The organism is Pseudomonas sp., assembly GCF_050739775.1.
GTDB lineage: Bacteria > Pseudomonadota > Gammaproteobacteria > Pseudomonadales > Pseudomonadaceae > Aquipseudomonas.
On the sequence record NZ_JBOICA010000046.1, the window covers coordinates 1 to 24,373 of the forward strand.

Sequence of the window (24,373 nt, forward strand, 5' to 3'; positions counted from 1 at the left end):
AACGCTCAGCCCTGCCGGTACGTCTGGAGCGCGAAAGGTGAAGACATTTTGCGCAAGATCCAGCGTGCCCGAGAGGTCATGGCGGGTACGCCCGTAGAGAATGTTTTATCTGAGACAGAACACTAGGAGATAGCGCGCCTACGCTATCAGCAAAGCAAACACGATCCGCACCAGCAAGCTCAGCGGTTCTTGTCATGTCGAGAAGGTCAGACATCGTTGTTCTGGCTGCATCTTCAATTGTTGCTCGTACTTTGAGGCCATTAGCTTTGGCGTAAGCGATAGCGTCAGCGAACATCTCCAAGACATCTGCGCGGGTCTTCCCTTTGAACTTTGTCTCAAGTGATATCTGGTTTACTGAAGCAAACAGTCCAACCCATGGGGCGTTGACAGCGAGGACGGCATCTATATCCTCGCGTCGCGCTCGCGCATGAGCTAGAACCGGTACTGAAGCTGCACTTACAATGGCCTTTACGCGTTCAGCTTCTTCATTAGAAATGAGTGGGTGCCCAGCTTCAATCATATTGACACCAAGCTCGCTAATGGCTTGAGCAAGAACAGTGGACTGATCAATATCAAAGTTGCATTGGCGGGCTTGACGACCCTCTCGCAGGGTGCAATCGAGTATCATAATCATACTGTTAACTCCATTTAATCAGATCGTTACTGGGTGGTTTAACGGCGATTAACGAGTGCCCAGCATCCGTCGGGCACTATGAAGTGCTATGTTTACTCAGGGGGGCGATGGGACGAGACTGATTTACTCAGGGATGAAGCCGATGTAGCGAGACTGCGGCCTAATCAAACGACCATAAATGATTTGCTCACGCGCATGTGCAATCCAACCACCTACTCGACCGATTGCGAACACAGATGTGAAATCGGCGCGGTCAAAACCTAAGACATCCAGTAGAAGCGCTGTATAAAACTCAACGTTTGTATGAAGGGGGTGGCTGGGTTTGTACTTTTTAAGTACTGCCAACGCGGTTTCTTCCACGACAGTCGCTAATGCAAGCTTCCTATGATCAACTGCTGCGGAGTCTTGCAAGCTGGCTATGGCTCCTTTTAGTGCATCAGCTCTTGGGTCTCGCACTTTGTACACGCGATGGCCAAACCCCATCAGCCGATCGCCTTGCGCAACTGAGTTCTCTAGCCAAGGTAATGCATTTCCTTCATCCCCAATACTGTCTATCATGTCGAGTACTGGCCCTGGTGCTCCACCATGCAGCGGCCCTTTCAACGCACTGATCGCAGCTAGTACAGAGGATACAAGACCTGCTTTAGTTGATGCTACAACGCGGCTCGCGAAAGTCGATGCATTCAAACCATGATCGATAATTGTGACTAGGTAGGTATTCAACGCTTGGGCATGAAGAGGGGAGTAGTCAAGCCCAGCCATCTGTAAGGTATCAGTAGCGTGATTAACGTCCGATTTTGGCTTGATGAGGGCTTTGCCGTGACGCGCCCGGATCAATGCTGAAGTAAATACAGCAGGTGCCGCAACCAATCGCAGTGCGGTAGAAACGTCATTACCATCTTCTAGTCTCGATATCAATGAACGCATCGCATCGATGGGCGGCAAATTGACCAAGTGTTGGTCGAGGCGGGACAGCTCACCAAAGACATCCGAGCGAGCCTTTCCCAATAAATCCCGTATTTGCCTGGCGTTATAGTTAACGTCAAACAAATTGTATAGTAGAGTCGCTAGTACTACTTCGTACTCTGTAGATGAAGCTAAATCATCAAGCAATTTCCCTCCGATTACCAAACGACCGTTTTTACCATCAACATGCGAGAGCTTTGTTTCCGCTGCAATTACATTGTCAAGGCCGATACTCATAGCGTGTTCCTCTGGTTTTTTTGGGATGAGAGAATTTAGGAAGCCCAGCGATTACTCGTCAACCTTGATCTAGAAAATCAATGTAAATTAATTGCTGGTCGTGCATTTTCTGGAGGCAATGCATTGATTTATATGGTCAACATGATAGACAATTTATATTGTGTGCTCGGTTTAGGCGGAGGAGCACTCTCACCGCTTCGCTAAGATAAGGGTGGTCGATAACTAAGGTCAAGGAGCTTTATTGGTATCTTGCACGAGGGCGAATCAGCTTCCCTTCCAGTGATTGCTCCATAGCGTGCGCCAGCCATCCTACTGTTCTTGCAGCTATATAAAGGTATATGGGTGCTTCGCTCGGAAGTTTATAGTGCTCAACCAAGCACGCAAGTGCGAAGTCGATGTTGGGGAGTTCGCCGGTTAGATGAATTACAGTTTTCTGTATTTCTTGTAGTCGATTATTTTGCGGGATGCTGCTGAGGAGTGCTTTGCATCGTATATCCCCTTCTGGATAAAGTGGGTGGCCAAATCCAGGGATGTAATTATGTTTGTGTGTCCACTCTTTTATAGCTGGCTCTGTGCCAATGTCGTTGCTTCTAGATATTAATGAGTTTAATTCCGTGTAGACTCTTCCATGTAATGGGCCACTAAGCGCGGCTAGTCCAGCTATAATCCCGGAGCAGAAGCTGGCCCCCGTAGAAATAACTACTCGGGTAGCGAAAGTAGAGGCATTCAGTTCATGGTCGGCTAACAAGCATAGCGCTTCACGTACAGAGTTCTCTGCCTCCGGAATCTCCCAGAAGTTGCATGCGATCTGGCTAATCGAGCCTTCCAGTTTTTTTGGTGTACCTCCAAATAATGCGTATATGACTCTTGCTAATATTTCTATGGCGTTTGTTTTGAGGTTAATTTCCGGTTGCGCTCTAGTGAACGGGTCTAAGTGCATCTGAGACGATACGGCTTGCATCGTTTTTTCAATAGGGCAGGCACTATAAAAAATGCGTTCACTTGCGTTGAAAGCCGGCTCCGATATTTTGAATTTTTGGCTTTGCCAAAGTAGTGATGCAACATCTTCTAGTGACCAACTTCGTGCTAGGTCAATCGCATTTATCCCTCTATAAAGAAGTACTCCATTTTTTACAGTGGAGATGGAGCTAGTCATGATAGGATGCCCCCATCCTGTGACCTCAGCTACTACGTCATCCAATCGCCTCTGCCCCCGGTGTCGGCCGCAGAGACGAGCCACATCACCCGAATGATATAGACTCTTACGGGTATCAACCGGATCTCGTTTTGTTCTTATCTTTCCTCTACTTACGTTAGCGTAAAGGGTTTGTGCACGGACATTCAGCATTGAAAGGGCTTCAGAAGAGCTAATCCAGGTATTCATACCGCACCTTCTAGTTGTTACCTTATATTTATCAGGCCCAAGCGTAACGCTGGATTGTCCGACAATCGCGCGGGTCGCCACGGGCGGAACAGAGCCAATTCGAAATTAAGCTAGCCCATGCTGAACACGTATGTAAACGCTCTACGTGGCCAACGGAGAGTTGTCCCTCAACAACGTACGCCTGCGTTCTGCTAGGTTAAGAGCGCTTTCTTCCCTGAACGTGATGCCCGGAAAACCGGCCCAATGCCTCATCGAACCGGTTATGAGATCGTGAGCAAGTAGTCTGATTCAGCACTCATTTCCGTAACATTCTGTTGCGTTAGAAACCCCAAAACAGGTAGTACACGCTCAGAGGGCGCCTCACGCAACCGGCGTTTTTCAAGGTAGTTGTCGCGTCAACCGTTCAACTATGCCGCTCTTTTCTCGTCCAGTTGCTCCCGATCCGGATTCAGCATCACCGTTCCTATCGGCTCCCAGTTTCGCGTCTGGCCTGAACAACGTTCAGGGCTTTTCTTGCGCGCTCGCTGGTACAGTTCATGCCACCGCGCCAGGATCTAGTGGTCCAGCCCTCGATGTCGCCCCGTCGGTGTCACGAAGCGGATCCGGCTATGTCAGTGCTCATTGTTATACCAACGCATAAAATCTCTCACCCAAGCGCGTGCGGCGTCCAAGCTGGCAAAACCCTCCTGTGGCCATTGCGGGCAGTATTTCAGCGTTCTAAACAGTGACTCCGAGTATGGATTGTCGCTGCTTACTCGCGGTCGGCCACAGGACGGCGTGATGCCCAGTTCGTACACCTTGCTCAACAGCGTCACCGATTTCATCGGCGCGCCATTGTCTGAGTGCAACACCAGAGGCTCACGTAAACACTGCCACACCTGATTGGGGCTTTGGCGGCACGTGTCGTCGGTGCCGCATGCCGTCTGGGTCGCTGGCTACGACTCCGATGATGTTGCTGACCTGCTGCACCCAGGATGCGATAAAACGTCGCTTCCGACGCCAGATTACTCCCCTCGTCAGCCAGCCTTGGTACGATCTGACTCGACGGCAAATGGGCATACGCCGAGCTGTTACACAGCGTCACGATCGCTTGTCATTCGATCTCGCTCAACGCATTACGGGGTGTGGATCGCATGGTGGTTGTGCGGGCATGGGTTTGAACACCCTCACTCTGCGTCCATCGCTGCAAGGTTCTGAGCGACAGCCCCAGCTCCTCGATCAACCAAGCCACCAACAACTGTCGTTCCGGCGAAAGAGGTCAGGTGTCCTCGTTGTCGATTTCCCAGTAATCGTTGAGCCTTTTTCGCAGCACCAACAATGTGGTGGTCTCGGCCAGCGCCTTGTCTTTACGCAGCAGTTCGCGCTCAAGTTGCTGGATATGTTTCTTGTCCTTGCGAGATTGTTTGCGCCGACCTTTTGTTGGTTCTGAACACTCTGCTACCCCGTGATACAGGCTTGGCGTCGGGGTACAGACCTTTTCGTCGGCAGTACTGACCCAGTTCGAGCTGCGGCAGACGGGCAGGGCTTTCATTCGAACTGCTCCAGCCGTGGGCGATCGAAAATGACGATGCGCCGACCCTCCTGGGTGATGATCTGTTCATCGATCAGGAGACGGATGATGCGCGAGAAGGTTTCCGGCTGGATCGACAGGTGGCCGGCGATCAATTGCTTGGCCATCGGCAGTTCGAACTGGCGCTTGACCGGAGGTGCATGTATCAGCTGCGTCAGCAGATAGCGCACCACCCGGTGGGTGGCGTTCTTCGGCGCCAGGGTTTCGATTTCGTTGACCCGCTGATGCAGGCACACGCACAACTTGCCCAACAGGGCGAAGGTCAGACGGATGTTGTTCTGCAGCAGACGCATATAGGTGCTGGTGGACAATCGATACAGCTGCGATGGCCCAATTGCTTCGGCTGAGGCCACATAGCTCGGCGTGTCCATCAGCATCATCGCTTCGGCGAAGGTTTGCCGTGGCCCGATCACTTCAAAGACCTTTTCCTGGCCGTCGGGGGGCAGGCGGTAGATCTTCATCGCGCCGGCGATCACGAAATAAAACGCCTCGGCCGGCTCGAACAGGTGATGGACACGATGAGGGACCATGGGAACTCATCCTCCGGCTGGAGGGGAAGGGCGCTTTAGACAAGACCGAGGGCGATGCTGCTGGCGACGACAATGAACGAACCCAATGCAGCAAACCACGCCAGTGGCTGGATGATGTTTCTCATGTGAACTCCAAAGGGATGACGAATGGACCTGTTCAGCAAGACTCGGGCCAGGCGCCAGGTTCCGTATTTTCTGGTAATGCCGAGGGTTGTGGTTAAAACAATCCTGTGTAGTAGGGTAAAAAACACCTTTAAGGGTTGTTTTTACCCTGATCGCGAACACCATCGGCAAAGCTGGCCAGTAAAGGCGGCGGAGGCACGGCCCTTGCATAACCTGAGTGAACAGCGATGGACAGCTTACGCCGTTGTCGCCAGCAGACTTTGACGTGCGACAAGGGCAAGGGCTAGCAAATCGCAGATGATGGCGCCGGGATTCGGTCCGCCCTGTGCGGGCCCGGCAACAGGGTAAAGGAGTGGTTTCATGCAAGTACTTGACCGCCGTAAAGCGCTGGCCATCGTGCCGCTGTTACGTTTGGCGTTCCGGCCCTTCTTCCTCGCCGGCTGTAGCCTGGCGTTGCTGGCCGTGCCGCTGTGGCTGGCGGCGCTGAACGGCGCGTTGGGCGACTGGCAACCCGCTGGTGGCTGGCTGGCTTGGCATCGCCACGAGTTGCTGTTCGGCTTTGGCTTGGCGATCATCGCCGGTTTTCTGCTTACCGCGGTACAGACCTGGACCGGCCAGCCGGGCTTGAGCGGCACACCACTGGCCGCGTTGGCGCTGCTGTGGCTGGCCGCCCGGATTGCCTGGCTGGCAAACCTGCCGTGGCCGCTGCTGGCGCTGCTGGAGCTGGCGTTTCCTCTGCTGATGGCGCTGTTGATGGGTGCCATGCTCTGGCGCGTGCGGCAGAAGCGCAACTACCCGGTGGTGCTGGTGTTGCTGTTGCTGGCGGCAGCAGATGCCGTGGCGGTGTATGGGCTGGTCGAGGGGCACGATGGCTGGCAGCGCCAGGGCGTGCTCAGCGCTATCTGGCTGGTGGCGGCGATGATGGGCCTGATTGGTGGGCGGGTGATTCCGTTCTTTACCCAGCGTGGCCTGGGTCGGGTCGAAGGTGTTGCGCCCTGGCCCTGGCTTGATTGGCTGCTGCTGGCAGGTTCTGCCCTGGTGGCACTGCTGTATGCCGCCGGCCCTGCATTGTCGGCCAATGTCTGGACTGGTCTGCTGTTTGCCGCGTTGACGCTCGGACATGGACTGCGCCTGTGGCGTTGGCATGATCGCAGGCTGTGGCGTGTGCCGTTGCTGTGGTCGTTGCATCTTGCCTATGGCTGGTTGGCGCTGGCGTGCCTGGGCATGGCCCTGTGGCACTTCGGTGTAGCGTTGAACCCCAGCCTTGCGGTGCACTGCCTGACCATCGGCGCCATGGCCGGGTTGATCCTGGCCATGATCGCCCGAGTCAGCCTGGGCCATACCGGGCGACCCTTGCAGCCGCCGATAGGGATGACCCTGGCGTTCATCCTGCTCAATCTGGCTGGTGTGAGCCGGGTGCTGCTGGTGCTGTGGTTGCCATTGGCGGGGCTGTGGCTGGCCGGGTTGTGCTGGGTCGCGGCCTTTGCCCTGTATGCCTGGCGTTACGCGCCGATGTTGCTGCGCGCCAGGGTTGACGGGCATCCGGGATAGTCCGCAGAGAAGCAGAAGGCAGGTGATGGTCTATCCCTATTTGTTAGTCATCCATTTACTGGCGGCGATTGCCTTTATCGGTACGTTGTTCTTCGAAGTGTTCATCTGGTACTCGGCGCGCCGGCAAGTGCCGGATGCCGCGCGAACTGCGGCAGACCAGGCCATCGCCTCGCGCTCACGCAAGGTGCTGCATGCGCTGGTGCTGGTGTTGTATGGCGCGGGTGTCGGCCTTGCCTGGCACCATCGCGGCGCTTTGAGCCAGCCGCTGGCCAGCAGTTTTTCCGGCCTATTGAGCCTGAAGATCATCCTTGCCCTGAGCATCATCGGGCATTACCTGCTGCTGGCGTACTGGCTACAGCGGGGGCGGTTGAGCGGGGTACGGGCGCGCCGAATTCGCTGCAGTATCCTGGGACACATGCTGTTGATCGTGATTCTGGCCAAGGCGATGTTCTATTGGCATTGACGGTATCGCGGGGCAAGTCGAGAGCAAGGCGGTCGACGCCTGCCAGCGCCAGGCCATCGTCCGTGCGTTGGAACTGTACGGAGACAATTGGGCCAGTGCTGCACGCTTGCTGCAGGTCGATCCGAGCAACCTGCACAAGCTGGCCAGGCGTTTGCGCCTGAAGTAAGCGCTGACGTTGATGGCGGTCAAGGTGACGAGGGGGGCGAGCCAATAGACTGCGCACTCCACCCACCGGAGATCACACTCATGCCCCTGTCCCTGGCTCAGATGCGCCGCAACTACACCCTTGGTGGCCTGCAGGAAGAGGCCGCTGCGCAAGATCCTATGCTGATGTTCGCGCAGTGGCTGCAACAGGCCCGGGAAACCGAATGCGCGCCGGTGGAGGCCAACAGCATGCACCTGGCGACGGTCGACAGTCTGGGCCGACCGCATGGACGCGTATTGCTGCTCAAGAGGGTAAGTGAGGCGGGCTTTACCTTTTTCGGCAATTACCAGAGTGCCAAGGGTCAGGAGCTGGATGCCAACCCGTGGGCGGCCATGACCTTTTTCTGGCCGGGGCCCGAACGCCAGGTACGGATCGAAGGCCAGGTGCGGCGCCTCGACCCGCAGCTCAGCGATGCGTATTTTGATGCCCGCCCTTTGGCCAGCCGCCTGGGTGCCTGGGCTTCACCGCAAAGCCAGGTGCTCGCCGACCGGGCAGCGCTGGAAGCGTTGCTGGCACAGACCATCCGCCGCTTTGTCGATCAACCGCTGCAGCGCCCGGACCACTGGGGCGGTTACTGCCTGCAGCCCGAGCGCATGGAGTTCTGGCAGGGCCGCGCCGACCGCCTGCATGATCGCCTGGACTATCGGCTGCAGGACGGGGTGTGGACGCGCAGGCGCCTGGCACCGTGAACCGCACTCTGGGTCGAGGTACCTCCTTGGAGGAATAGGTTCGCCTGCTGTTTCGGTTCAGGCTTGGGCGCATTCACATCATGGGAGGGTCCGGACATGGCCCATTTGGCACAACGCACCTTTGAGCCGCTGAACATTGCGGTACTGACCATCAGCGACACACGCAGCTTTGACACCGACACCTCGGGGCAGACCCTGTGCGACCTGCTACAGGCAGCCGGGCACCAGCTGATCGACCGCGATCTGATCAAAGATGACATCTACCAGATCCGTGCCACGCTCTCGCGTTGGATCGCCGACCCCAAGGTGCAGGTGGTGTTGACCACCGGCGGCACCGGTTTCACAGTGCGCGACAACACTCCGCAAGCCGTCCTGCCGCTGCTGGACAAGCATGTGGAGGGCTTTGGCGAGTTGTTCCGGCAGGTGTCGCTGGCGGAGATCGGCATGTCCAGTCTGCAGTCGCGAGCGCTGGCCGGGATGAGCAATGGCGTGCTGGTGTGTTGTGTCCCTGGTTCGCCCGGGGCCTGTCGCACGGCCTGGAACCAGATCCTCCTCGGGCAACTGGACAGCCGCACCGGCCCGTGTAATTTCGCCCCGCATCTCAAGGCCCAGGCCGAGCAGGCGATCGGGGCCTGTGGGGGGCGCCCATGAGCCGCCAGGTGTGTGACAGCGGCAAGCTGATACCGGTGGACCAGGCCATCCACCATTTGCTCGATCAGGCGCCGCCACCGCCGGCGGCGCACACCGTCCTGCTGGAAAAGGCCCTGGGCCGGGTGCTGGCGCTGGACATTCATTCGCAACTGGACCTGCCTGGCTGGGACAACAGTGCCATGGACGGCTTCGCCTTTCGCGCAGTTGATCTTCCCGCAGCAGGTGGTTGCCTGAGCCTGGCCGGGCGGATCGCTGCCGGGCAGGCGGCCACCGCGCCGTTGTTGGCCGAACAAGCGGTACGCATCTTCACCGGCGCGCCGCTACCGCCCGGCGCCGATACGGTGGTGCCCCAGGAGCTCTGCCGGGTCGAGGGTGATCAGGTGTGGTTGCCGCCAGCCAGCCTCGGCGATCATGTGCGCAAGGCCGGCGAGGAGGTGCGCAAAGGGCATCTGCTGCTCCAGGCCGGCAAGCGCCTGCGTGCCCAGGAGCTAGGTTTGCTGGCCGCTGCCGGGGTCTGCTGGGTCGAGGTCTATCGGCCATTGCGGGTGTGCCTGCTGAGCAGCGGTGACGAACTGCGCGAGCCCGGCCAACCCCTGGCCCCGGGGCAGATTTACAACAGCAATCGCTATTGCCTGTCGGCGCTGTTGCAGGGCTGGGGCGTTGAGGTACATGACTATGGAGTGATGGCGGACGACCTGTCGGCCAGTTGCCATGCCTTGAGCCTGGCGGCCTCCGAGTGCGACCTGATGCTCAGCTCCGGCGGTGTGTCGGTCGGCGAGGAAGACCACCTCAAGCATGCCATCGAGACCCTGGGCAGCCTGGATCTCTGGCGCCTGGCGATTCAACCGGGCAAGCCGCTGGCCTTTGGCGAGGTGGCCGGCAAGCCCTGGATCGGCATGCCGGGCAATCCCGCCGCGGCGTTGATCACCGCGCTGGTGGTGGTGCGTCCTTTCCTGCTCAGGGCCCAGGGCGTGCGTGACGTATTGCCGCGGCCGATGGCGTTGCCGGCAGGCTTTGACTGGTTGCATCGCAACAAGCGCCGCCAGTACCTGCGCGCCAGAATGACCGCCAAGGACAACGGCCAATCCTGCGTGCAACTGCACCCGCAGCAAAGCTCGGCGATGCTGGCGGCCGCCTGCTGGGCCGATGGCCTGGCGGTGGTGGAGTGCGAACAGCGGGTGCACAAACACGACAGTGTGACCTTCCTGTCGTTCGCCGAACTGATGCAGTGATCGCCCTTGATTGCCGTCAAGGTTTGCGCCGCCCGTCTGGCTAGACTGGCGGTGCATTTTCGATTGCACCGGGCCTGCTCGCGTTACGCATCGCAGGCGGGGGCCGAGACACGTTCTTTGATGAGGAATGCCCATGCAACTGGTCTGCCCGGCAGGGAATCTGCCTGCGCTCAAAGCGGCGGTGCGCCAAGGCGCCGACGCCGTCTACGTCGGCTTTCGCGATGACACCAACGCCCGGCACTTCGCCGGCCTGAACATGGACGACAAGCAGTTCGACGCCGCCGTTGCCTATATCCGTCAACATCAACGCAAGCTCTATGTCGCGGTCAACACCTACCCGCAGCCCCTGGGCTGGGAGCGCTGGCAACGGGCGGTGGACCGCGCCGCCGAGCATGGCGTCGATGCGCTGATCGCCGCCGACCCGGGGGTGCTGGGTTATGCCAGCCAGCGCCATCCGCAGCTGACCCTGCACCTGTCGGTGCAAGGCTCGGCAACCAATGCCAGTGCCCTGGCGTTCTATGCCCAGCATTACAACATCCGCCGCGCTGTACTGCCGCGGGTGCTGTCGCTGGCCCAGGTGCGCCAGGTCGCGGCCAACAGCACGGTGCCCGTCGAGGTTTTCGCCTTCGGCAGCTTGTGCATCATGGCCGAAGGACGTTGCCATCTGTCGTCCTATATCACCGGCGAGTCGCCGAACCTGTGTGGTGTGTGTTCGCCGGCCAAGGCAGTGCGCTGGAGTGAAGACGCCGAGGGCTTGAGCGCACGCCTGAGTGAAGTGCTGATCGATCGCTACAGCCCCGAGGAGCCAGCCGGTTACCCGACCTTGTGCAAGGGGCGCTTCCTGGTCGGTGGCAAACGCTTTCATGCCCTCGAAGAACCCACCAGCCTCGATACCCTGGACCTGTTGCCGGAGCTGGCCGCCATGGGTGTCGAAGCGGTGAAGATCGAAGGTCGTCAGCGCAGTCCGGCCTATGTCGAGCAGGTCACCCAGGTCTGGCGCGCCGCCCTCGATGCGCATCGCCTGGCGCCCGAGCGCTTTGCGGTCAAAGACCGGTGGCGCAAGGTGCTGGCCGGCTTGTCCGAAGGCAGCCAGACCACGCTGGGTGCTTATCATCGATCATGGCAATGAGGAAGTGGACATGAAACTCAGCCTGGGACCCGTCCTGTATTACTGGGACAAGGAGCAATTGGGGCGTTTCTATGCCGAGATGGCAGCCTTGCCCCTGGATGTGATTTATCTTGGCGAAACCGTCTGTTCGAAACGCCGGGTGATGAACCTGGATCAGTGGCTTGGATTGGGCCGTGAGTTGCAGGCCTGCAGCCAGGCGCAGATCGTACTGTCGAGCCTGACCCTGGTCGAAGCCGCTTCCGAGCTCTCCAGCCTGCGGCGCTTGTGCGACAACGGCCAGCTGTTGGTGGAGGCCAACGACATGGGCGCGGTGCAGTTTCTGGCCGAACGCAAATTGCCCTTCGTCGGCGGCCCGGCACTCAACCTGTACAACGGCCACGCCCTGGCGCAGTTGCAGGATTGCGGCTTGATCCGCTGGGTGCCTCCGGTGGAATGTTCAGCGGCGCTGATCCGTTCGATACTCGACCAGGTCGGGGCGCTGGGGCGTGCGCTGCCAGAGGTCGAGGTCTTCGCCTATGGGCATTTACCGCTGGCTTACTCAGCGCGCTGCTTCACCGCGCGGGCAGAAAACCGACCTAAAGATGATTGCCAGTTCTGCTGCCTCAACTACCCCGATGGATTGGCGCTGAGCAGTCAGGAAGGCCAGCCGCTGTTTACCCTCAACGGCATCCAGACGATGTCGGCCGAGGTCACTAACCTGTTGGCCGATTATCCCGGCCTTGCCGCCAGCGGCGCCAACCTGCTGCGCTTGAGTCCGCGTGCGCAGGGCATGGTCGAGGTGATCGAAGCTTTCCAGCGGGTGCGCCTGGGTGCAGCGCCGCCCTTGCATGTGGAAGGCTGCAACGGCTATTGGTATGGCCAGGCGGGGATGTTGCGCGTCGAGGAGGTGGGCCTGTGCTGAATCGCAAAAAATGGCTGCTGCGCGGCGCCGACCGCGTACTCCCGCTGATCCGTCGTGTGCCCTTTGTGCTGCAGCGCGTGGCCCTGCAGCAAGCGCTCAACCGCTGCCTGGCTGAGCCGCTGAAGGACGGTGAGTTTGATTCGCTGCGCGGGCGCTGGCTGTGCTTGCGGATTCCCGACCTGGACCTGACCTGGTACCTGACCCGCAGCCTTTACGGCTTGCAGATTGCCGGGCGGGCCAAGGCCGATGTCACCATTCGCGGCAACTGGCGCGAGTTCCTGTTGCTGGCCAGTCGGCAGGAAGATCCCGACACCTTGTTCTTCAGGCGGCGTCTGGTCATTGAAGGCGATACCGAGCTGGGGCTGACCCTGAAGAACCTGATCGACAGTCTCGACCCTGAGGTCTTGCCGGTATGGTTGTGGCGTAATCTGGAGCGGGCGGGGAAGGGGTTGGCGACAGGCTGAACCACTTGCCTGATGATCCGCCAGCAACTGGCGGATCTGCGCGAGTACTTCAATGTCAGGACTGGTAGTCGACCAGTGCCTCAGTGGCCAGGATGCGAATATCGCGGCGCTCCATGGCAATCAAGCCGTTCTCCACCAGACGATGGAGAATGCGCGAGAAGGTTTCCGGTTGAATGCCCAGCTTCGACGCTATCAGGCGTTTGGGCACCTGCAGCAGGACCCGATCGTCTTGTGGGTTACGCTCCTGCAGGAGAAAATTCACCACCCGCTGGCTGGCGCTGGCCAGGGTCAGGGTATCGATGTCCTTGAGCCGCTGGTGCAGGGTGATGCTCATGCTTGCCAGGATCGACAGGCACACTTGCGGCTGGTCTTCCAGGGCGTTGCGGTAATGGTTGCCTTCGATACTGATCACCACGCTGTCCTTGAGCGCGGTGGCGCTGACCGGGTAGTAGCGGGTCTGGCTGAACAGCAAGGCTTCGGCAAAGGACTGCCCGGGGTGGATGATTTCGACCAGGTTTTCCTGGCCCTGGGCGGTGATGCGGTACAGCTTGATCTGGCCACTGACCAGCAGAAAGAAGCGCTTGGCCGGGTCACGCTGATGCATGAGGGTGTCGTGGCAACTCAGGCGCCGCTGCATGGCCAGGCTGCAGACTTGTTCGAAAACGCTGTCGGGCAATTGGCTGAACAGGTGATGGCGCCGCAAAAACAGTACAAGTGAAGGGTGGGTCAGCATGGGATACCTCCGCTGACCGCCATGGTAGAGCGCCAGGCATCTGTGGCCTATGCCTCTGCAGGCCTACCTCGAAAGGGGCAGTCAGCCCTGATGGCGCAAATGCTCCATGGCCCAGACGGCCGCCTCGACCCGTGAGCGCAAGCCGAGTTTGTGCAGCAGGTTCTTCACATGAACTTTGACCGTGCCCTCGGTAATGCCCAGCTTGTGGCCGATGACCTTATTGCTGTAGCCGCTGGCAATGGTCTTGAGCACCTGACGCTCGCGTTCGGTCAGCTCTACTTCGGGATGGCGTGGCGGAGAACGCAGGGCCTGGGCCATGACCTGGGTCAGCCCTGGGCTGATCACCAGCGCGCCATTCATGGCATCGCGGATGTACTGGATCAGCAACTCCGGTTCCATGTCTTTGAGCAGATAGCCATCGGCATCCAGGCGCAGGGCATCACGGATATCGTCTTCGGCATCGGAAACGGTAAACAGCAGGATCTTGCCGCTGTACGCCAGGGCGCGCAGGTGGCGCAGGGTCTCGATGCCATTCATCTGCGGCATGTTGTTGTCGAGCAGCACCAGATCCGGTTGCAGCGGTTCGATCATGGCCAGGGCTTCTTCTCCGTGGTTGGCCTCGCCGACGATCTCGAAATCGTCTTCCAGTTCGAGCATCTGACGGATGCCACGACGCATCATCGGGTGATCGTCCACCAGCAGGATGCGGCAGTTCGCAGGCGTGTTCATGTGATAGTTCCTTGGATGTGCTGGCCGAGAAATTCCGGACGGAACTCCATCTGGACGAGGGTGCCTTGCGGCTCCCTGGAAAGAATCTGCAACTGGCCGCGCAGGCTGCGTGCGCGTTCATCCATGATGTTCAGGCCGTGGTGCTCACGTGGATCGCGGCTGCCGATGAAACCGCGGCCATCGTCCTCGATCGACAGCCGGACGATTTCGCCGTCCTGGCGCAGCTGCAGCCAGGTGTTTTGCGCATGGGCATGGCGCAGGCAGTTGGACAGCGCCTCGCGGGTGATTTGCAGGATGTGGATCTGTTCACTGGCCGACAGCTCGAAGGCCAGGTTGTCGATGTGCAGGTGGACCTCGAAAGCACCGCGGCGGGTGAACTCCTGCGCCGTGTCCTTCAAGCCCTGGGCCAGGCCTGCGTCATGAATCTGCAGGCGAAAGGTGGTCAGCAGTTCGCGCAGCTGGCGGTAGGCATTGTTCAAGCCTTCGCGCAGCTCGGCGGTGACGCCTTCCAGGGTCTCTACCGGCTCGCCGCGGCGCATCAGGGTCTGCATGCGGCTGACCTGCAGTTTCATGTAGGACAGCGCCTGGGCCAGTGAGTCATGCAACTCGCGGGCGATGATGGCGCGCTCTTCGAGCAGCAACAGGCGATGGTCCTGTTCGCGTTGGCGCTTGAGTGACAGCGAAGTGCCGATCAGGTTGGCCAGGGCCTGGATGAGCTGGGTCTCCCAGGCCTGCGGTGCATGGCCATCGATAAAGTGCGCCTTCAGTTCACCCAGCGAACTGCCCTGGTTACTGATGCTGTAGATGTGCGGGTTAAGTTGCTCGTGGCGCTGGCAGGTGGCGCAATCGCTGCTGGCGCAGACCTTGCGGCTGTCGGCACCGTGCAGAGCGAGCAATTGCTGGGCCGGGGCCTGTAACTGGCCCTGCAGGCACAGCGACAGGCGCAGGCCGGGCAGGCGCTGCTGAAAACGGCGGATCAACTCATCCAGCCCCTCGGCATTGGCCAGGCGCGTGGCCAGGCTGCGGCTGCTTTGATACAGCAGTTCGAGGGCGGCGTTGGCCTGCTGCAGGTTCAGGGTTTTTTGCCGGACCTGGGTCTCCAGGGTGCGATGGGATTGTTCGATGGTTTCGGCCATGGCGTTGAAGCTGTTGGCCAACTGGCCCAACTCATCCTCGGACTGATGGTTGACCCGCGCCTGGAACTCGCCGCGCTGAAAGCGCTGGGTGGCATCCACCAGTTCCTGCAGTGGGCTGATCACGCTGCTTTGCAGTTCATACAGGCCCACCAGCAGCACGATCATGGTGATGAACAGCGCCGCGCCCTGAATCAACTGTTGCCAGGTCTGCTTATGTTCGCTCTGGCGCTGCAGCAGATTGACGAACTGGTTGAGCTGCTCGACGAAGGGCAGGGCGCTGGCCTGAAACGCCATGGCGTCGCCACGCTCAAGGGCCGGACTGAGGGTGTGCTGCCAATAGTCCTGCAACTGTTGGTAGCTGCCATTGAGATCGGCGTTGCTGCCGTCTTCCAGCACCGCCTTGAGGGTATGGCTATTGAGCCGCTGTTGCAGGCTTTGCCTGACGCGGGTGATTTCTGCGCTGTCGGCGCCGGAGGCCAGCTTCCAGCTCAGGCGGTAGGTCTCCATGCGCACCGAGCCTGCGGTATTGATCGCCGCCGCATCACCCTGGCTGAACCAGGCAATCAAACCAGCGCTCAGGGAGCTGGCCAGTGCCAGTACCGCAATCAGGATCACCGCAACGCCGGCACGCGCGGGCAGGGAGCTGCGCAGCCAGCGGGTCATGACCGGGGCCTTTTTGCCAAGCGGGGAAAAGCATGCATGCAGGGCTCCGATGTGTGACTGCCGATGATTCTGCAGCCCGTCCCTGGCGTTCTACCTCTAAAGAGTTCCTACCCTCCGGTGCTGCCAAAATTTCGGGCCTTAAATATGCAAAGCACTGATAAACAAGGGGTTTTACGGTTTTTCGGTTCTACCTCGTTGGAGGTAGGCGGGCAAATCATAGACCTGAACGCGATTTGGCTTCGTTGATCGGAGTCAAGTTTTTACCGGGTTTGCCTCTCTAGTCTGCCGCCAATGCTTTTAAACGGGAGACGCAACATGAATCCACCGCGTGTACGACAGGGCCTGGTACTGGGCATGAGTACGCTGGCCTTCACCGTCTGCTTCATGGTCTGGATGATGTTTGCCGTGCTCGGCGTTCCGATCAAGGAACTGCTCCAGCTCAACGAAACCCAGTTCGGCCTGCTGGCCGCTACACCGGTGTTGACCGGCTCGCTGGTGCGCTTGCCACTCGGCCTGCTGACCGACCGTTTTGGTGGCCGCATCGTATTCTTTGTGCTGATGCTGGCCTGCGTGTTGCCGCTGTACCTGATCAGCCATGCCACAGCCTACTGGCAGTTCCTCGCGCTGGGGCTGTTTGTCGGGCTGGCCGGCGGCTCGTTCTCCGTCGGTATCGCCTACGTCGCCAAATGGTTCGACAAGGACAACCAGGGCTTTGCCATGGGCGTGTTCGGAGCCGGCAATGCAGGCTCGGCAGTCACCAAGTTTCTTGCCCCGGCGTTGATTGCAGCCGGTAGCTGGCAGCTGGTGCCCAAGGTCTTCAGTGCGATCCTGTTCATCACCGCGTTGTTGTTCTGGTTCCTCAGTGCCGACAACAAGGCGCACCGCAGTGCCAACGGCGCAAGCCTGGGCGAGCAGCTCAAGGCGCTGAGGGATCCTGCGGTGTGGCGCTACTGCCAGTACTACTCGATTGTCTTCGGCGGCTACGTGGCCCTGGCGCTGTGGATGACCAAGTACTACGTCGAAGAATACGGTTTCAGCCTGCAGAGTGCGGCGCTGCTGGCCGCCTGCTTCTCCCTGCCGGGCGGCGTGCTGCGTGCCGTCGGTGGCTGGATGTCGGACCGCTGGGGCGCCCAGAGCGTGACCTGGTGGGTGCTGTGGGTCAGCTGGATCTGCCTGTTCCTGCTGTCCTACCCGCAGACCCAGCTGCAGGTGCAAACCCTCAATGGCCCGCTGGATTTCCACATCGGCCTGAACCCGGTGCTGTTCACCGCACTACTGTTCATCATCGGCATTGCCTTCGCCTTCGGTAAAGCCTCGGTGTTCAAGTACATCGCCAATGACTACCCGCAAAACATGGGCGCCGTGTCCGGCATCGTCGGCCTGGCTGGCGGCCTGGGCGGCTTCGTCCTGCCGATCATGTTTGGTGCGCTGGTGGACCTGACCGGCGTGCGCTCCTCGGCCTTCATGCTGATGTACGGCGTGGTCTGGGTGTCACTCATCTGGATGTACTTCAGCGAAGTCCGTAAACGCCCGCTGCTCGGCAAACAGCCGCAGGCGACCTCGAATCCGTTTTCCAGCATTGCCCAAGGAGAAGACCATGTCGGTTCTTAAAAAGCCTGACGCAGGCCCGGTCGTTCATGACTGGCGCCCAGAGGACCCCGCGTTCTGGGGGCGTAGCGGCAAAAAGACCGCTACCCGCAACTTGTGGATTTCGATTCCCGCACTGCTGCTGGCCTTTGCCGTGTGGATGGTCTGGAGTACGGTGATCGTGCGCCTGAACGCCATCGGCTTCACGTTCAGCACCGACCAGCTGTTCTGGCTGGCCGCGTTGCCGGGCCTGTCCGGCGCTACCTTGCGGGTGTTCTACTCGTTCATGGTGCCGATTTTCGGCGGCCGCCGCTGGACCGCCCTGAGCACTGCCTCGTTGTTGCTGCCGACACTGTGGATGGGCTTTGCCGTACAGGACCCGAGCACTCCTTACAGTGTGTTCGTGATGATTGCGCTGCTGTGCGGTTTTGGTGGCGGCAACTTCGCTTCGAGCATGTCCAACATCAGCTTCTTCTACCCCAAATCACAGCAGGGCACTGCCCTGGGCCTGAATGCCGGCCTGGGTAACCTCGGCGTCTCGGTGATGCAGTTCGCCGTGCCGCTGGTGATCACCTTCGGCGTATTCGGTGTGCTCGGTGGACAACCGCAGGTGTTGGCCGACGGTAGCCAGTTGTGGCTGCAGAACGCAGGCTTCCTGTGGGTGCCGTTCATCATTGCCGTGACTTTGCTGGCCTGGTTCGGCATGAACGACCTGTCCAGTGCCAAGGCCTCGTTCGCCGAGCAGGCAGTGATTTTCAAACGCAAACATAACTGGCTGATGTGCTGGCTGTACCTGGCCACCTTCGGTTCGTTCATTGGTTTCTCTGCGGCTTTTCCGCTGCTGATCAAGACCGCGTTCCCCGAGGTCAACGCTTTGGCCTTCGCTTTCCTCGGCCCGCTGGTCGGTGCCCTGGTACGCCCTCTGGGCGGCTGGCTGGCGGACAAGCTCGGTGGCGCGCGGGTGACCCTGTGGAACTTCGTGTTGATGATCGTGATGGTCTTCGGCGTGCTGCACTTCATCCCGCAGCAGGGCGCTGCCGGCAACTTCTACGGCTTCCTCGGCATGTTCATGCTGCTGTTCTTCACCACCGGTATCGGCAACGGTTCGACCTTCCGCATGATTCCGGTGATCTTCCGTACCCAGCATGAACAGGCCGCCGCCGGCAAAGGCGCGAAGGCCCACGAACAGGCGCTGAAAAACGCCGGCAAGGAATCGGCCGCGGTGCTCGGATTCAGTTCGGCCATGGGGGCGTTTGGCGCCTTCTTCATTCCCAAGACGTTCGGCACTTCGATGGCCATGACCGGCAGCCCGGCGCTGGCTTTCTACATGTTCGTCGGTTTTTACCTGAGCTGCATCGTCGTGACCTGGTGGTGGTACGCGCGCAAAGGCGCCGAAGCACCCTGCTGACAGGACCCGAATTCAACTTTTGCGTGGGTGGGGCAAAGAACCCCGCAGCAAGCCTGAGAGGAAAGCATCATGAGTCATCTGCTCGATCAACTGCGGTTCTTCAACCGCAAGCAAGGCGAGTTTTCCGACGGTCACGGCGAGACCCGCAAGGAGTCGCGCGACTGGGAGAACGTCTACCGTTCACGCTGGCAGTACGACAAGATCGTACGCTCCACCCATGGGGTGAACTGCACCGGCTCGTGCTCGTGGAAGATCTACGTGAAAAACGGCCTGATCACCTGGGAAACCCAGCAGACCGACTACCCGCGGACCCGCAACGACCTGCCCAACCACGAACCGCGCGGCTGTCCGCGGGGCGCCAGTTACAGCTGGTACATCTACAGCGCCAACCGCCTCAAGTACCCGAAGATCCGCAAACCGCTGCTCAAACTGTGGCGCGAGGCGCGCCAGAGCATGGCGCCGGTCGAGGCCTGGGCGAGCATTGTCGAGAACAAGGCCAAGGCCGACTCGTACAAGAGCAAGCGCGGCATGGGCGGTTTTATCCGCTCCAGCTGGGACGAGGTCACCGAGATCATCGCCGCGGCCAACGTTTACACCGTCAAGCACTACGGCCCTGACCGGGTGGTGGGCTTCTCGCCGATCCCGGCGATGTCGATGGTCAGCTACGCCGCCGGTGCCCGTTACCTGTCGCTGATCGGTGGCACCTGCCTGAGCTTCTACGACTGGTACTGCGACCTGCCACCGGCGTCGCCGATGGTCTGGGGCGAGCAGACCGACGTGCCGGAGTCGGCCGACTGGTACAACTCCAACTACATCATTGCCTGGGGTTCCAACGTCCCGCAGACCCGTACCCCGGATGCGCACTTCTTCACCGAGGTGCGCTACAAGGGCACCAAGACCGTGGCCATCACCCCCGACTACTCGGAAGTGGCCAAGCTCACCGACCTGTGGCTCAACCCCAAGCAGGGCACCGACGCGGCCCTGGCCCAGGCGTTCAACCATGTGATCTTCAAAGAATTCCACCTCGACCAGCCAAGCGCCTATTTCACCGAGTACGCCAAGCGTTACACCGACCTGCCGGTGCTGGTGCTGCTCAAGCCCATGCTGGGTACCGCACCGGGCGCCGGGTATCAGCCGGACCGCTTCCTGCGGGCCTCGGACCTGGCCGGTAACCTCGGCCAGGACAACAACCCCGAGTGGAAAACCATCGCCCTCGATGCCGACGGCGAGCTGGTGTCGCCGCAGGGTTCGATCGGCTATCGCTGGGGCGAGCAGGGCAAGTGGAACATCCTGCCGCGTGAAGGCGGCGCCGGTCGCGACATCGACCTGACCCTGAGCTTGATCGGTGGCGACGTCGCCGAAGTGGCCTTCCCGTACTTCGCTGGCGAATCCCACGAGCACTTCCAGCACGTCGCCGGTGATGCCGTGCAATACCGCCGTGTGCCAGTGCGCAGCCTGACCCTGGCGGATGGCAGCCAGGTCAAGGTCGCCACCGTGTTCGACCTGTCGGCAGCCAACCTTGCCATCGACCGCGGCCTGGGTGGCGCCAACGTCGCCCGCGACTATGACGACGCCAGCGTGCCGGGCACCCCGGCCTGGCAGGAGCAGATCACCGGCGTCAGCCGCGAAAAAGCCATCCAGATCGCCCGCGAGTTTGCCGACAACGCCGACAAGACCCGTGGCCGTTCGATGATCATCGTCGGTGCGGCGATGAACCACTGGTACCACATGGACATGAACTACCGCGGGCTGATCAACATGCTCATGCTCTGCGGTTGCGTCGGCCAGACCGGTGGCGGCTGGGCCCACTATGTCGGCCAGGAAAAACTGCGTCCGCAGTGCGGCTGGCTGCCACTGGCCTTCGGCCTGGACTGGAACCGTCCGCCACGGCAGATGAACGGCACCAGCTTCTTCTACGCCCACAGTTCGCAGTGGCGCCACGAGAAGATGAACATGCACGACGTGCTCTCGCCGCTGGCCGACAAGAGCCAGTTCCCCGAGCACGCCCTGGACTACAACATCCGCGCCGAACGCGCCGGCTGGCTGCCGAGTGCGCCACAGCTCAACCGAAACCCGCTGGACATCTGCCGCGATGCCGCTGCCGCCGGCATGGCGCCGAAAGATTACGTGGTCAAGGGCTGGCAGGACGGCAGCCTGCGTTTTGCCTGCGAACAGCCGGACAACCCGGTGAACTTCCCGCGCAACATGTTCATCTGGCGCTCCAACCTGCTGGGCTCCTCGGGCAAGGGCCACGAGTACATGCTCAAGTACCTGCTCGGCACCCGCAACGGCGTGATGAACGAGGACATCGGCCAGGTCGGTGACTGCAAGCCGCAGGAAGCCGAGTGGGTCGACGAGGGTGCCATCGGCAAGCTCGACCTGGTGACCACCCTGGACTTCCGCATGTCATCGACCTGCGTGTATTCCGACATCGTCCTGCCGACCGCGACCTGGTACGAGAAGGACGACATGAACACCTCGGACATGCACCCCTTCATCCACCCGCTGTCGGCCGCCATCGATCCGGCCTGGGAATCGCGTTCGGACTGGGAAATCTACAAGGGCATCGCCAAGGCTTTCTCGAACATGGCCGAAGGGCACTTGGGCGTTGAGCAGGACCTGGTCACCGTACCGCTGATGCATGACAGCGTTGGCGAACTGGCCCAGCCGTTCGGTGGCACCGACTGGAAAACCGCAGGCGTCGCACCGCAGCCGGGCAAGAATGCTCCGAACATGCAAGTGGTCGAGCGCGACTACCCGAACATCTACAAGCAGTTCACCTCGCTTGGCCCGTTGCTGGAAAAACTCGGCAACGGCGGCAAGGGCATCAACTGGAACACCGACGAGGAAGTGAAATTCCTCGGCGAGTTGAACTACCGCGAAAACGAAGCAGGCATCAGCCAGGGCCGGCCGAAGATCGACACCGCGATCGACGCCGCCGAGGTGATTCTGTCCCTGGCCCCGGAAACCAACGGCCATGTGGCGCTCAAGGCCTGGGCGGCATTGTCCGAGTTCACCGGCATCGACCACAGCCACCTGGCGCTGTCCAAGGCCCACGAAGCGATCCGCTTCCGTGATATCCAGGCGCAGCCGCGCAAGATCATCTCCAGCCCGACCTGGTCGGGGCTCGAGGACGATCATGTCAGCTACAACGCCGGCTACACCAACGTCCACGAGAACATCCCGTGGCGCACCATCACCGGCCGCCAGCAGTTCTACCAGGATCACCCGTGGATGCAGGCTTTCGGTGAGCAACTGATGAGCTACCGGCCGCCGGTCAACACCCAGACCATCGCCGGGGTGAAAGGCAAGCGCAGCAACGGCCACACCGAGATCGTTCTGAACTGGATCACTCCGCACCAGAAATGGGGCATTCACAGCACCTACAGCGACAACCTGTTGATGCTCACCCTGAGCCGTGGCGGGCCGATTGTCTGGCTCTCGGAGATCGACGCGCAGCGCGCCGGGATCGAGGACAACGACTGGATCGAGTGCTTCAACGCCAACGGTGCGCTGACCGCCCGCGCGGTGGTCAGCCAGCGGGTCAAGGAAGGCATGGTGATGATGTACCACGCCCAGGAACGGATCGTGAACGTACCCGGCTCGGAAACCACCAAGACCCGCGGCGGCCATCATAACTCGGTGACCCGCGTGGTGCTCAAACCGACCCACATGATCGGCGGCTATGCCCAGCAGGCCTATGGGTTCAACTATTACGGCACGGTCGGTTGCAACCGCGACGAGTTCGTCGTGGTGCGCAAGATGGCCAAGGTCGACTGGCTCGACGGTTCGCGCGGCGATGAGCTGCCACGTCCGCTGCCGACCGAGATGGAATAAGGAGTGCTGTCATGAAGATCCGTTCACAAGTGGGCATGGTCCTGAACCTGGACAAATGCATTGGCTGCCACACCTGTTCGATCACCTGCAAGAACGTCTGGACCAGCCGTGAAGGCATGGAATACGCCTGGTTCAACAACGTCGAAACCAAGCCTGGGGTCGGCTACCCGAAAGAGTGGGAAAACCAGGACAAATGGAAGGGCGGCTGGGTGCGCAACGCCAACGGCAGCATCAACCCGCGCATCGGCGGCAAGTTCCGGGTGCTGGCGAACATCTTCGCCAACCCTGACCTGCCAGGCCTTGACGACTACTACGAGCCGTTCGACTTCGATTACCAGCACCTGCATACCGCGCCTCTGGGCGAACATCAGCCGACTGCGCGGCCGCGCTCGCTGGTGTCTGGCAAGCGCATGGAAAAGATCGAGTGGGGCCCGAACTGGGAAGAGATTCTCGGCACCGAGTTCGCCAAGCGCCGCAAGGACAAGAACTTCGAGCAGATTCAGGCGGACATCTACGGTGAGTACGAAAACACCTTCATGATGTACCTGCCGCGCCTGTGCGAGCACTGCCTGAACCCTGCCTGCGCGGCATCCTGCCCGAGCGGGGCGATCTACAAGCGTGAGGAAGACGGCATTGTCCTGATCGACCAGGAGAAGTGCCGCGGCTGGCGCATGTGCATCAGTGGCTGCCCGTACAAGAAGATCTACTTCAACTGGAAAAGCGGCAAGTCCGAGAAGTGCATCTTCTGCTACCCACGGATCGAAGCCGGGATGCCGACGGTCTGTGCCGAAACCTGTGTCGGACGCATTCGTTACCTCGGTGTGCTGCTGTACGACGCCGACCGCATCAGCGAAGTGGCCAGCACCGCCAACGAGCATGACCTGTACGAGAAGCAGCTGGAAATCTTCCTCGATCCGAACGATCCGGCAGTAGTTCGCCAGGCGCTGAAAGATGGTGTGCCGCAGTCGGTGATCGACGCCGCGCAACGCTCGCCGGTGTACAAGATGGCCGTTGACTGGAAGTTGGCGCTGCCGCTGCACCCCGAGTACCGCACGCTGCCGATGGTCTGGTACGTACCGCCTCTGTCGCCGATCCAGAACGCTGCCGCGGCTGGCACCGTGGGCATGAACGGGGTGATCCCGGATGTCGACAGCCTGCGTATCCCGTTGCGCTACCTGGCCAACCTGCTCACCGCCGGTGACGAGAAACCGGTTAAACGTGCGCTCAAGCGCCTGCTGGCCATGCGTGCCTACAAACGCTCCGAACAGGTTGAAGGGGTGCAAGACCTGCAGGTGTTGAAAGACGTTGGCTTGAGCGTGAATCAGGTTGAGGAAATGTACCGCTACCTGGCCATCGCCAACTACGAAGACCGCTACGTGGTGCCGAGTGCGCACCGCGAAGAGGCCATGAGCGACGCCTTTGCCGAACGTTCCGGGTGCGGTTTCAGTTTCGGCAGCGGTTGCAGCGGCAGCTCCGACACCAACATGTTCGGCGCGAAAAAGGCCAACCGCCGCGACATCCTCAAAACCGTACAGCTGTGGGAGGACTGAG

The 24,373-nt window shown here is 60.3% G+C and carries 18 protein-coding genes and 2 pseudogenes; 12 read left to right on the forward strand and 8 right to left on the reverse strand.

Translation table 11 applies throughout. The features are described from left to right. Positions 1–76: 76 nt before the first annotated feature. The 5 genes and pseudogenes from ACRESH_RS20520 to ACRESH_RS20540 all read right to left on the reverse strand — a co-directional run. Entirely contained in the window at positions 77–634 is a 558-nt protein-coding gene (locus ACRESH_RS20520; protein WP_431743688.1) for a hypothetical protein, read from the reverse strand. A gap of 123 nt (positions 635–757) precedes the next feature. Further along, positions 758–1,837 carry a citrate synthase/methylcitrate synthase gene (locus tag ACRESH_RS20525; protein ID WP_431743689.1) on the reverse strand — a complete coding sequence of 360 codons (1,080 nt, stop codon included), beginning with the start codon at positions 1,835–1,837 and terminating at the stop codon, positions 758–760. Between the two features lie 238 nt (positions 1,838–2,075). Next, the gene (locus ACRESH_RS20530; RefSeq protein WP_431743690.1) at positions 2,076–3,221 is read right to left on the reverse strand and encodes a citrate synthase; all 1,146 of its coding nucleotides are present in this window, start codon (positions 3,219–3,221) and stop codon (positions 2,076–2,078) included. Positions 3,222–3,628: 407 nt separating this feature from the next. Then, positions 3,629–4,584: pseudogene (locus ACRESH_RS20535) on the reverse strand (integrase core domain-containing protein); the annotation flags it as partial. A gap of 164 nt (positions 4,585–4,748) precedes the next feature. Then, positions 4,749–5,291 (reverse strand): annotated as a pseudogene (locus tag ACRESH_RS20540) (Crp/Fnr family transcriptional regulator); the annotation flags it as partial. 513 nt (positions 5,292–5,804) lie between these two features. On the opposite strand from ACRESH_RS20540, the gene ACRESH_RS20545 reads away from it, so the two are divergent. The 8 genes from ACRESH_RS20545 (at position 5,805) to ubiT (ending at position 12,729) form a co-directional block, all read left to right on the forward strand. Continuing rightward, positions 5,805–6,995, forward strand: a complete 1,191-nt coding sequence (locus ACRESH_RS20545) for an NnrS family protein (protein WP_431743691.1) — start codon at positions 5,805–5,807, stop codon at positions 6,993–6,995. 25 nt (positions 6,996–7,020) lie between these two features. Continuing rightward, complete coding sequence (locus tag ACRESH_RS20550; RefSeq protein WP_431743692.1) at positions 7,021–7,458, forward strand: CopD family copper resistance protein; 438 nt, start codon at positions 7,021–7,023, stop codon at positions 7,456–7,458. Positions 7,459–7,704: 246 nt separating this feature from the next. After that, a complete protein-coding gene (pdxH, locus tag ACRESH_RS20555) occupies positions 7,705–8,352 on the forward strand; it encodes a pyridoxamine 5'-phosphate oxidase (protein ID WP_431743693.1) in 648 nt (215 codons plus the stop codon). Between the two features lie 96 nt (positions 8,353–8,448). Then, complete coding sequence (gene moaB, locus ACRESH_RS20560; RefSeq protein WP_431743694.1) at positions 8,449–9,003, forward strand: molybdenum cofactor biosynthesis protein B; 555 nt, start codon at positions 8,449–8,451, stop codon at positions 9,001–9,003. After that, positions 9,000–10,235 (forward strand): molybdopterin molybdotransferase MoeA, encoded by a 1,236-nt coding sequence (locus ACRESH_RS20565; RefSeq protein WP_431743695.1) that lies wholly within the window; start codon positions 9,000–9,002, stop codon positions 10,233–10,235. Before moaB ends, ACRESH_RS20565 begins: the two co-directional genes overlap by 4 nt. 133 nt (positions 10,236–10,368) lie before the next feature. Further along, the gene (gene ubiU / locus ACRESH_RS20570) at positions 10,369–11,364 is read left to right on the forward strand and encodes a ubiquinone anaerobic biosynthesis protein UbiU (RefSeq protein ID WP_431743696.1); all 996 of its coding nucleotides are present in this window, start codon (positions 10,369–10,371) and stop codon (positions 11,362–11,364) included. Between the two features lie 10 nt (positions 11,365–11,374). Further along, on the forward strand, positions 11,375–12,265 hold the full coding sequence (locus ACRESH_RS20575) for a U32 family peptidase (protein ID WP_431743697.1): 891 nt from the start codon (positions 11,375–11,377) through the stop codon (positions 12,263–12,265). Beyond that, positions 12,259–12,729 (forward strand): ubiquinone anaerobic biosynthesis accessory factor UbiT, encoded by a 471-nt coding sequence (ubiT, locus tag ACRESH_RS20580; RefSeq protein ID WP_431743698.1) that lies wholly within the window; start codon positions 12,259–12,261, stop codon positions 12,727–12,729. The genes ACRESH_RS20575 and ubiT overlap by 7 nt, the downstream gene beginning before the upstream one ends. A gap of 55 nt (positions 12,730–12,784) precedes the next feature. Here ubiT and ACRESH_RS20585 read toward each other — a convergent pair whose 3' ends face one another. The 3 genes from ACRESH_RS20585 to ACRESH_RS20595 form a co-directional block, all read right to left on the reverse strand. Then, positions 12,785–13,462, reverse strand: a complete 678-nt coding sequence (locus ACRESH_RS20585; protein ID WP_431743699.1) for a Crp/Fnr family transcriptional regulator — start codon at positions 13,460–13,462, stop codon at positions 12,785–12,787. An 81-nt stretch (positions 13,463–13,543) separates the two neighbouring features. After that, the gene (gene narL / locus ACRESH_RS20590) at positions 13,544–14,191 is read right to left on the reverse strand and encodes a two-component system response regulator NarL (protein ID WP_431743700.1); all 648 of its coding nucleotides are present in this window, start codon (positions 14,189–14,191) and stop codon (positions 13,544–13,546) included. Then, positions 14,188–15,990 (reverse strand): HAMP domain-containing protein, encoded by a 1,803-nt coding sequence (locus ACRESH_RS20595; RefSeq protein ID WP_431743701.1) that lies wholly within the window; start codon positions 15,988–15,990, stop codon positions 14,188–14,190. Before ACRESH_RS20595 ends, narL begins: the two co-directional genes overlap by 4 nt. A gap of 315 nt (positions 15,991–16,305) precedes the next feature. On the opposite strand from ACRESH_RS20595, the gene ACRESH_RS20600 reads away from it, so the two are divergent. The 4 genes from ACRESH_RS20600 (at position 16,306) to narH (ending at position 24,372) form a co-directional block, all read left to right on the forward strand. Further along, on the forward strand, positions 16,306–17,601 hold the full coding sequence (locus ACRESH_RS20600; RefSeq protein WP_431743702.1) for an MFS transporter: 1,296 nt from the start codon (positions 16,306–16,308) through the stop codon (positions 17,599–17,601). Beyond that, positions 17,588–18,985 carry a NarK family nitrate/nitrite MFS transporter gene (locus ACRESH_RS20605; protein ID WP_431743703.1) on the forward strand — a complete coding sequence of 466 codons (1,398 nt, stop codon included), beginning with the start codon at positions 17,588–17,590 and terminating at the stop codon, positions 18,983–18,985. Before ACRESH_RS20600 ends, ACRESH_RS20605 begins: the two co-directional genes overlap by 14 nt. Positions 18,986–19,054: 69 nt before the next feature. After that, positions 19,055–22,822, forward strand: coding sequence for a nitrate reductase subunit alpha (locus ACRESH_RS20610; protein WP_431743704.1), 3,768 nt, complete (start codon positions 19,055–19,057; stop codon positions 22,820–22,822). An 11-nt stretch (positions 22,823–22,833) separates the two neighbouring features. After that, complete coding sequence (narH, locus tag ACRESH_RS20615; protein WP_431743705.1) at positions 22,834–24,372, forward strand: nitrate reductase subunit beta; 1,539 nt, start codon at positions 22,834–22,836, stop codon at positions 24,370–24,372. Position 24,373 lies beyond the last annotated feature (1 nt).

What these genes read in the sequence shown, in the direction of transcription:
- ubiU (WP_431743696.1), top strand. Translation starts at nt 10,369, where the DNA reads ATGCAACTGGTCTGCCCGGCAGGGAATCTGCCTGCGCTCAAAGCGGCG.
- narH (WP_431743705.1), top strand. Translation starts at nt 22,834, where the DNA reads ATGAAGATCCGTTCACAAGTGGGCATGGTCCTGAACCTGGACAAATGC.
- ACRESH_RS20545 (WP_431743691.1), top strand. Translation starts at nt 5,805, where the DNA reads ATGCAAGTACTTGACCGCCGTAAAGCGCTGGCCATCGTGCCGCTGTTA.
- ACRESH_RS20520 (WP_431743688.1), bottom strand. Translation starts at nt 634, where the DNA reads ATGATTATGATACTCGATTGCACCCTGCGAGAGGGTCGTCAAGCCCGC.
- ACRESH_RS20530 (WP_431743690.1), bottom strand. Translation starts at nt 3,221, where the DNA reads ATGAATACCTGGATTAGCTCTTCTGAAGCCCTTTCAATGCTGAATGTC.
- ACRESH_RS20565 (WP_431743695.1), top strand. Translation starts at nt 9,000, where the DNA reads ATGAGCCGCCAGGTGTGTGACAGCGGCAAGCTGATACCGGTGGACCAG.
- ACRESH_RS20605 (WP_431743703.1), top strand. Translation starts at nt 17,588, where the DNA reads ATGTCGGTTCTTAAAAAGCCTGACGCAGGCCCGGTCGTTCATGACTGG.
- ACRESH_RS20525 (WP_431743689.1), bottom strand. Translation starts at nt 1,837, where the DNA reads ATGAGTATCGGCCTTGACAATGTAATTGCAGCGGAAACAAAGCTCTCG.
- ACRESH_RS20550 (WP_431743692.1), top strand. Translation starts at nt 7,021, where the DNA reads ATGGTCTATCCCTATTTGTTAGTCATCCATTTACTGGCGGCGATTGCC.
- ACRESH_RS20600 (WP_431743702.1), top strand. Translation starts at nt 16,306, where the DNA reads ATGAATCCACCGCGTGTACGACAGGGCCTGGTACTGGGCATGAGTACG.
- ACRESH_RS20575 (WP_431743697.1), top strand. Translation starts at nt 11,375, where the DNA reads ATGAAACTCAGCCTGGGACCCGTCCTGTATTACTGGGACAAGGAGCAA.
- ACRESH_RS20610 (WP_431743704.1), top strand. Translation starts at nt 19,055, where the DNA reads ATGAGTCATCTGCTCGATCAACTGCGGTTCTTCAACCGCAAGCAAGGC.
- ACRESH_RS20595 (WP_431743701.1), bottom strand. Translation starts at nt 15,990, where the DNA reads ATGACCCGCTGGCTGCGCAGCTCCCTGCCCGCGCGTGCCGGCGTTGCG.
- moaB (WP_431743694.1), top strand. Translation starts at nt 8,449, where the DNA reads ATGGCCCATTTGGCACAACGCACCTTTGAGCCGCTGAACATTGCGGTA.
- ACRESH_RS20585 (WP_431743699.1), bottom strand. Translation starts at nt 13,462, where the DNA reads ATGCTGACCCACCCTTCACTTGTACTGTTTTTGCGGCGCCATCACCTG.
- pdxH (WP_431743693.1), top strand. Translation starts at nt 7,705, where the DNA reads ATGCCCCTGTCCCTGGCTCAGATGCGCCGCAACTACACCCTTGGTGGC.
- narL (WP_431743700.1), bottom strand. Translation starts at nt 14,191, where the DNA reads ATGAACACGCCTGCGAACTGCCGCATCCTGCTGGTGGACGATCACCCG.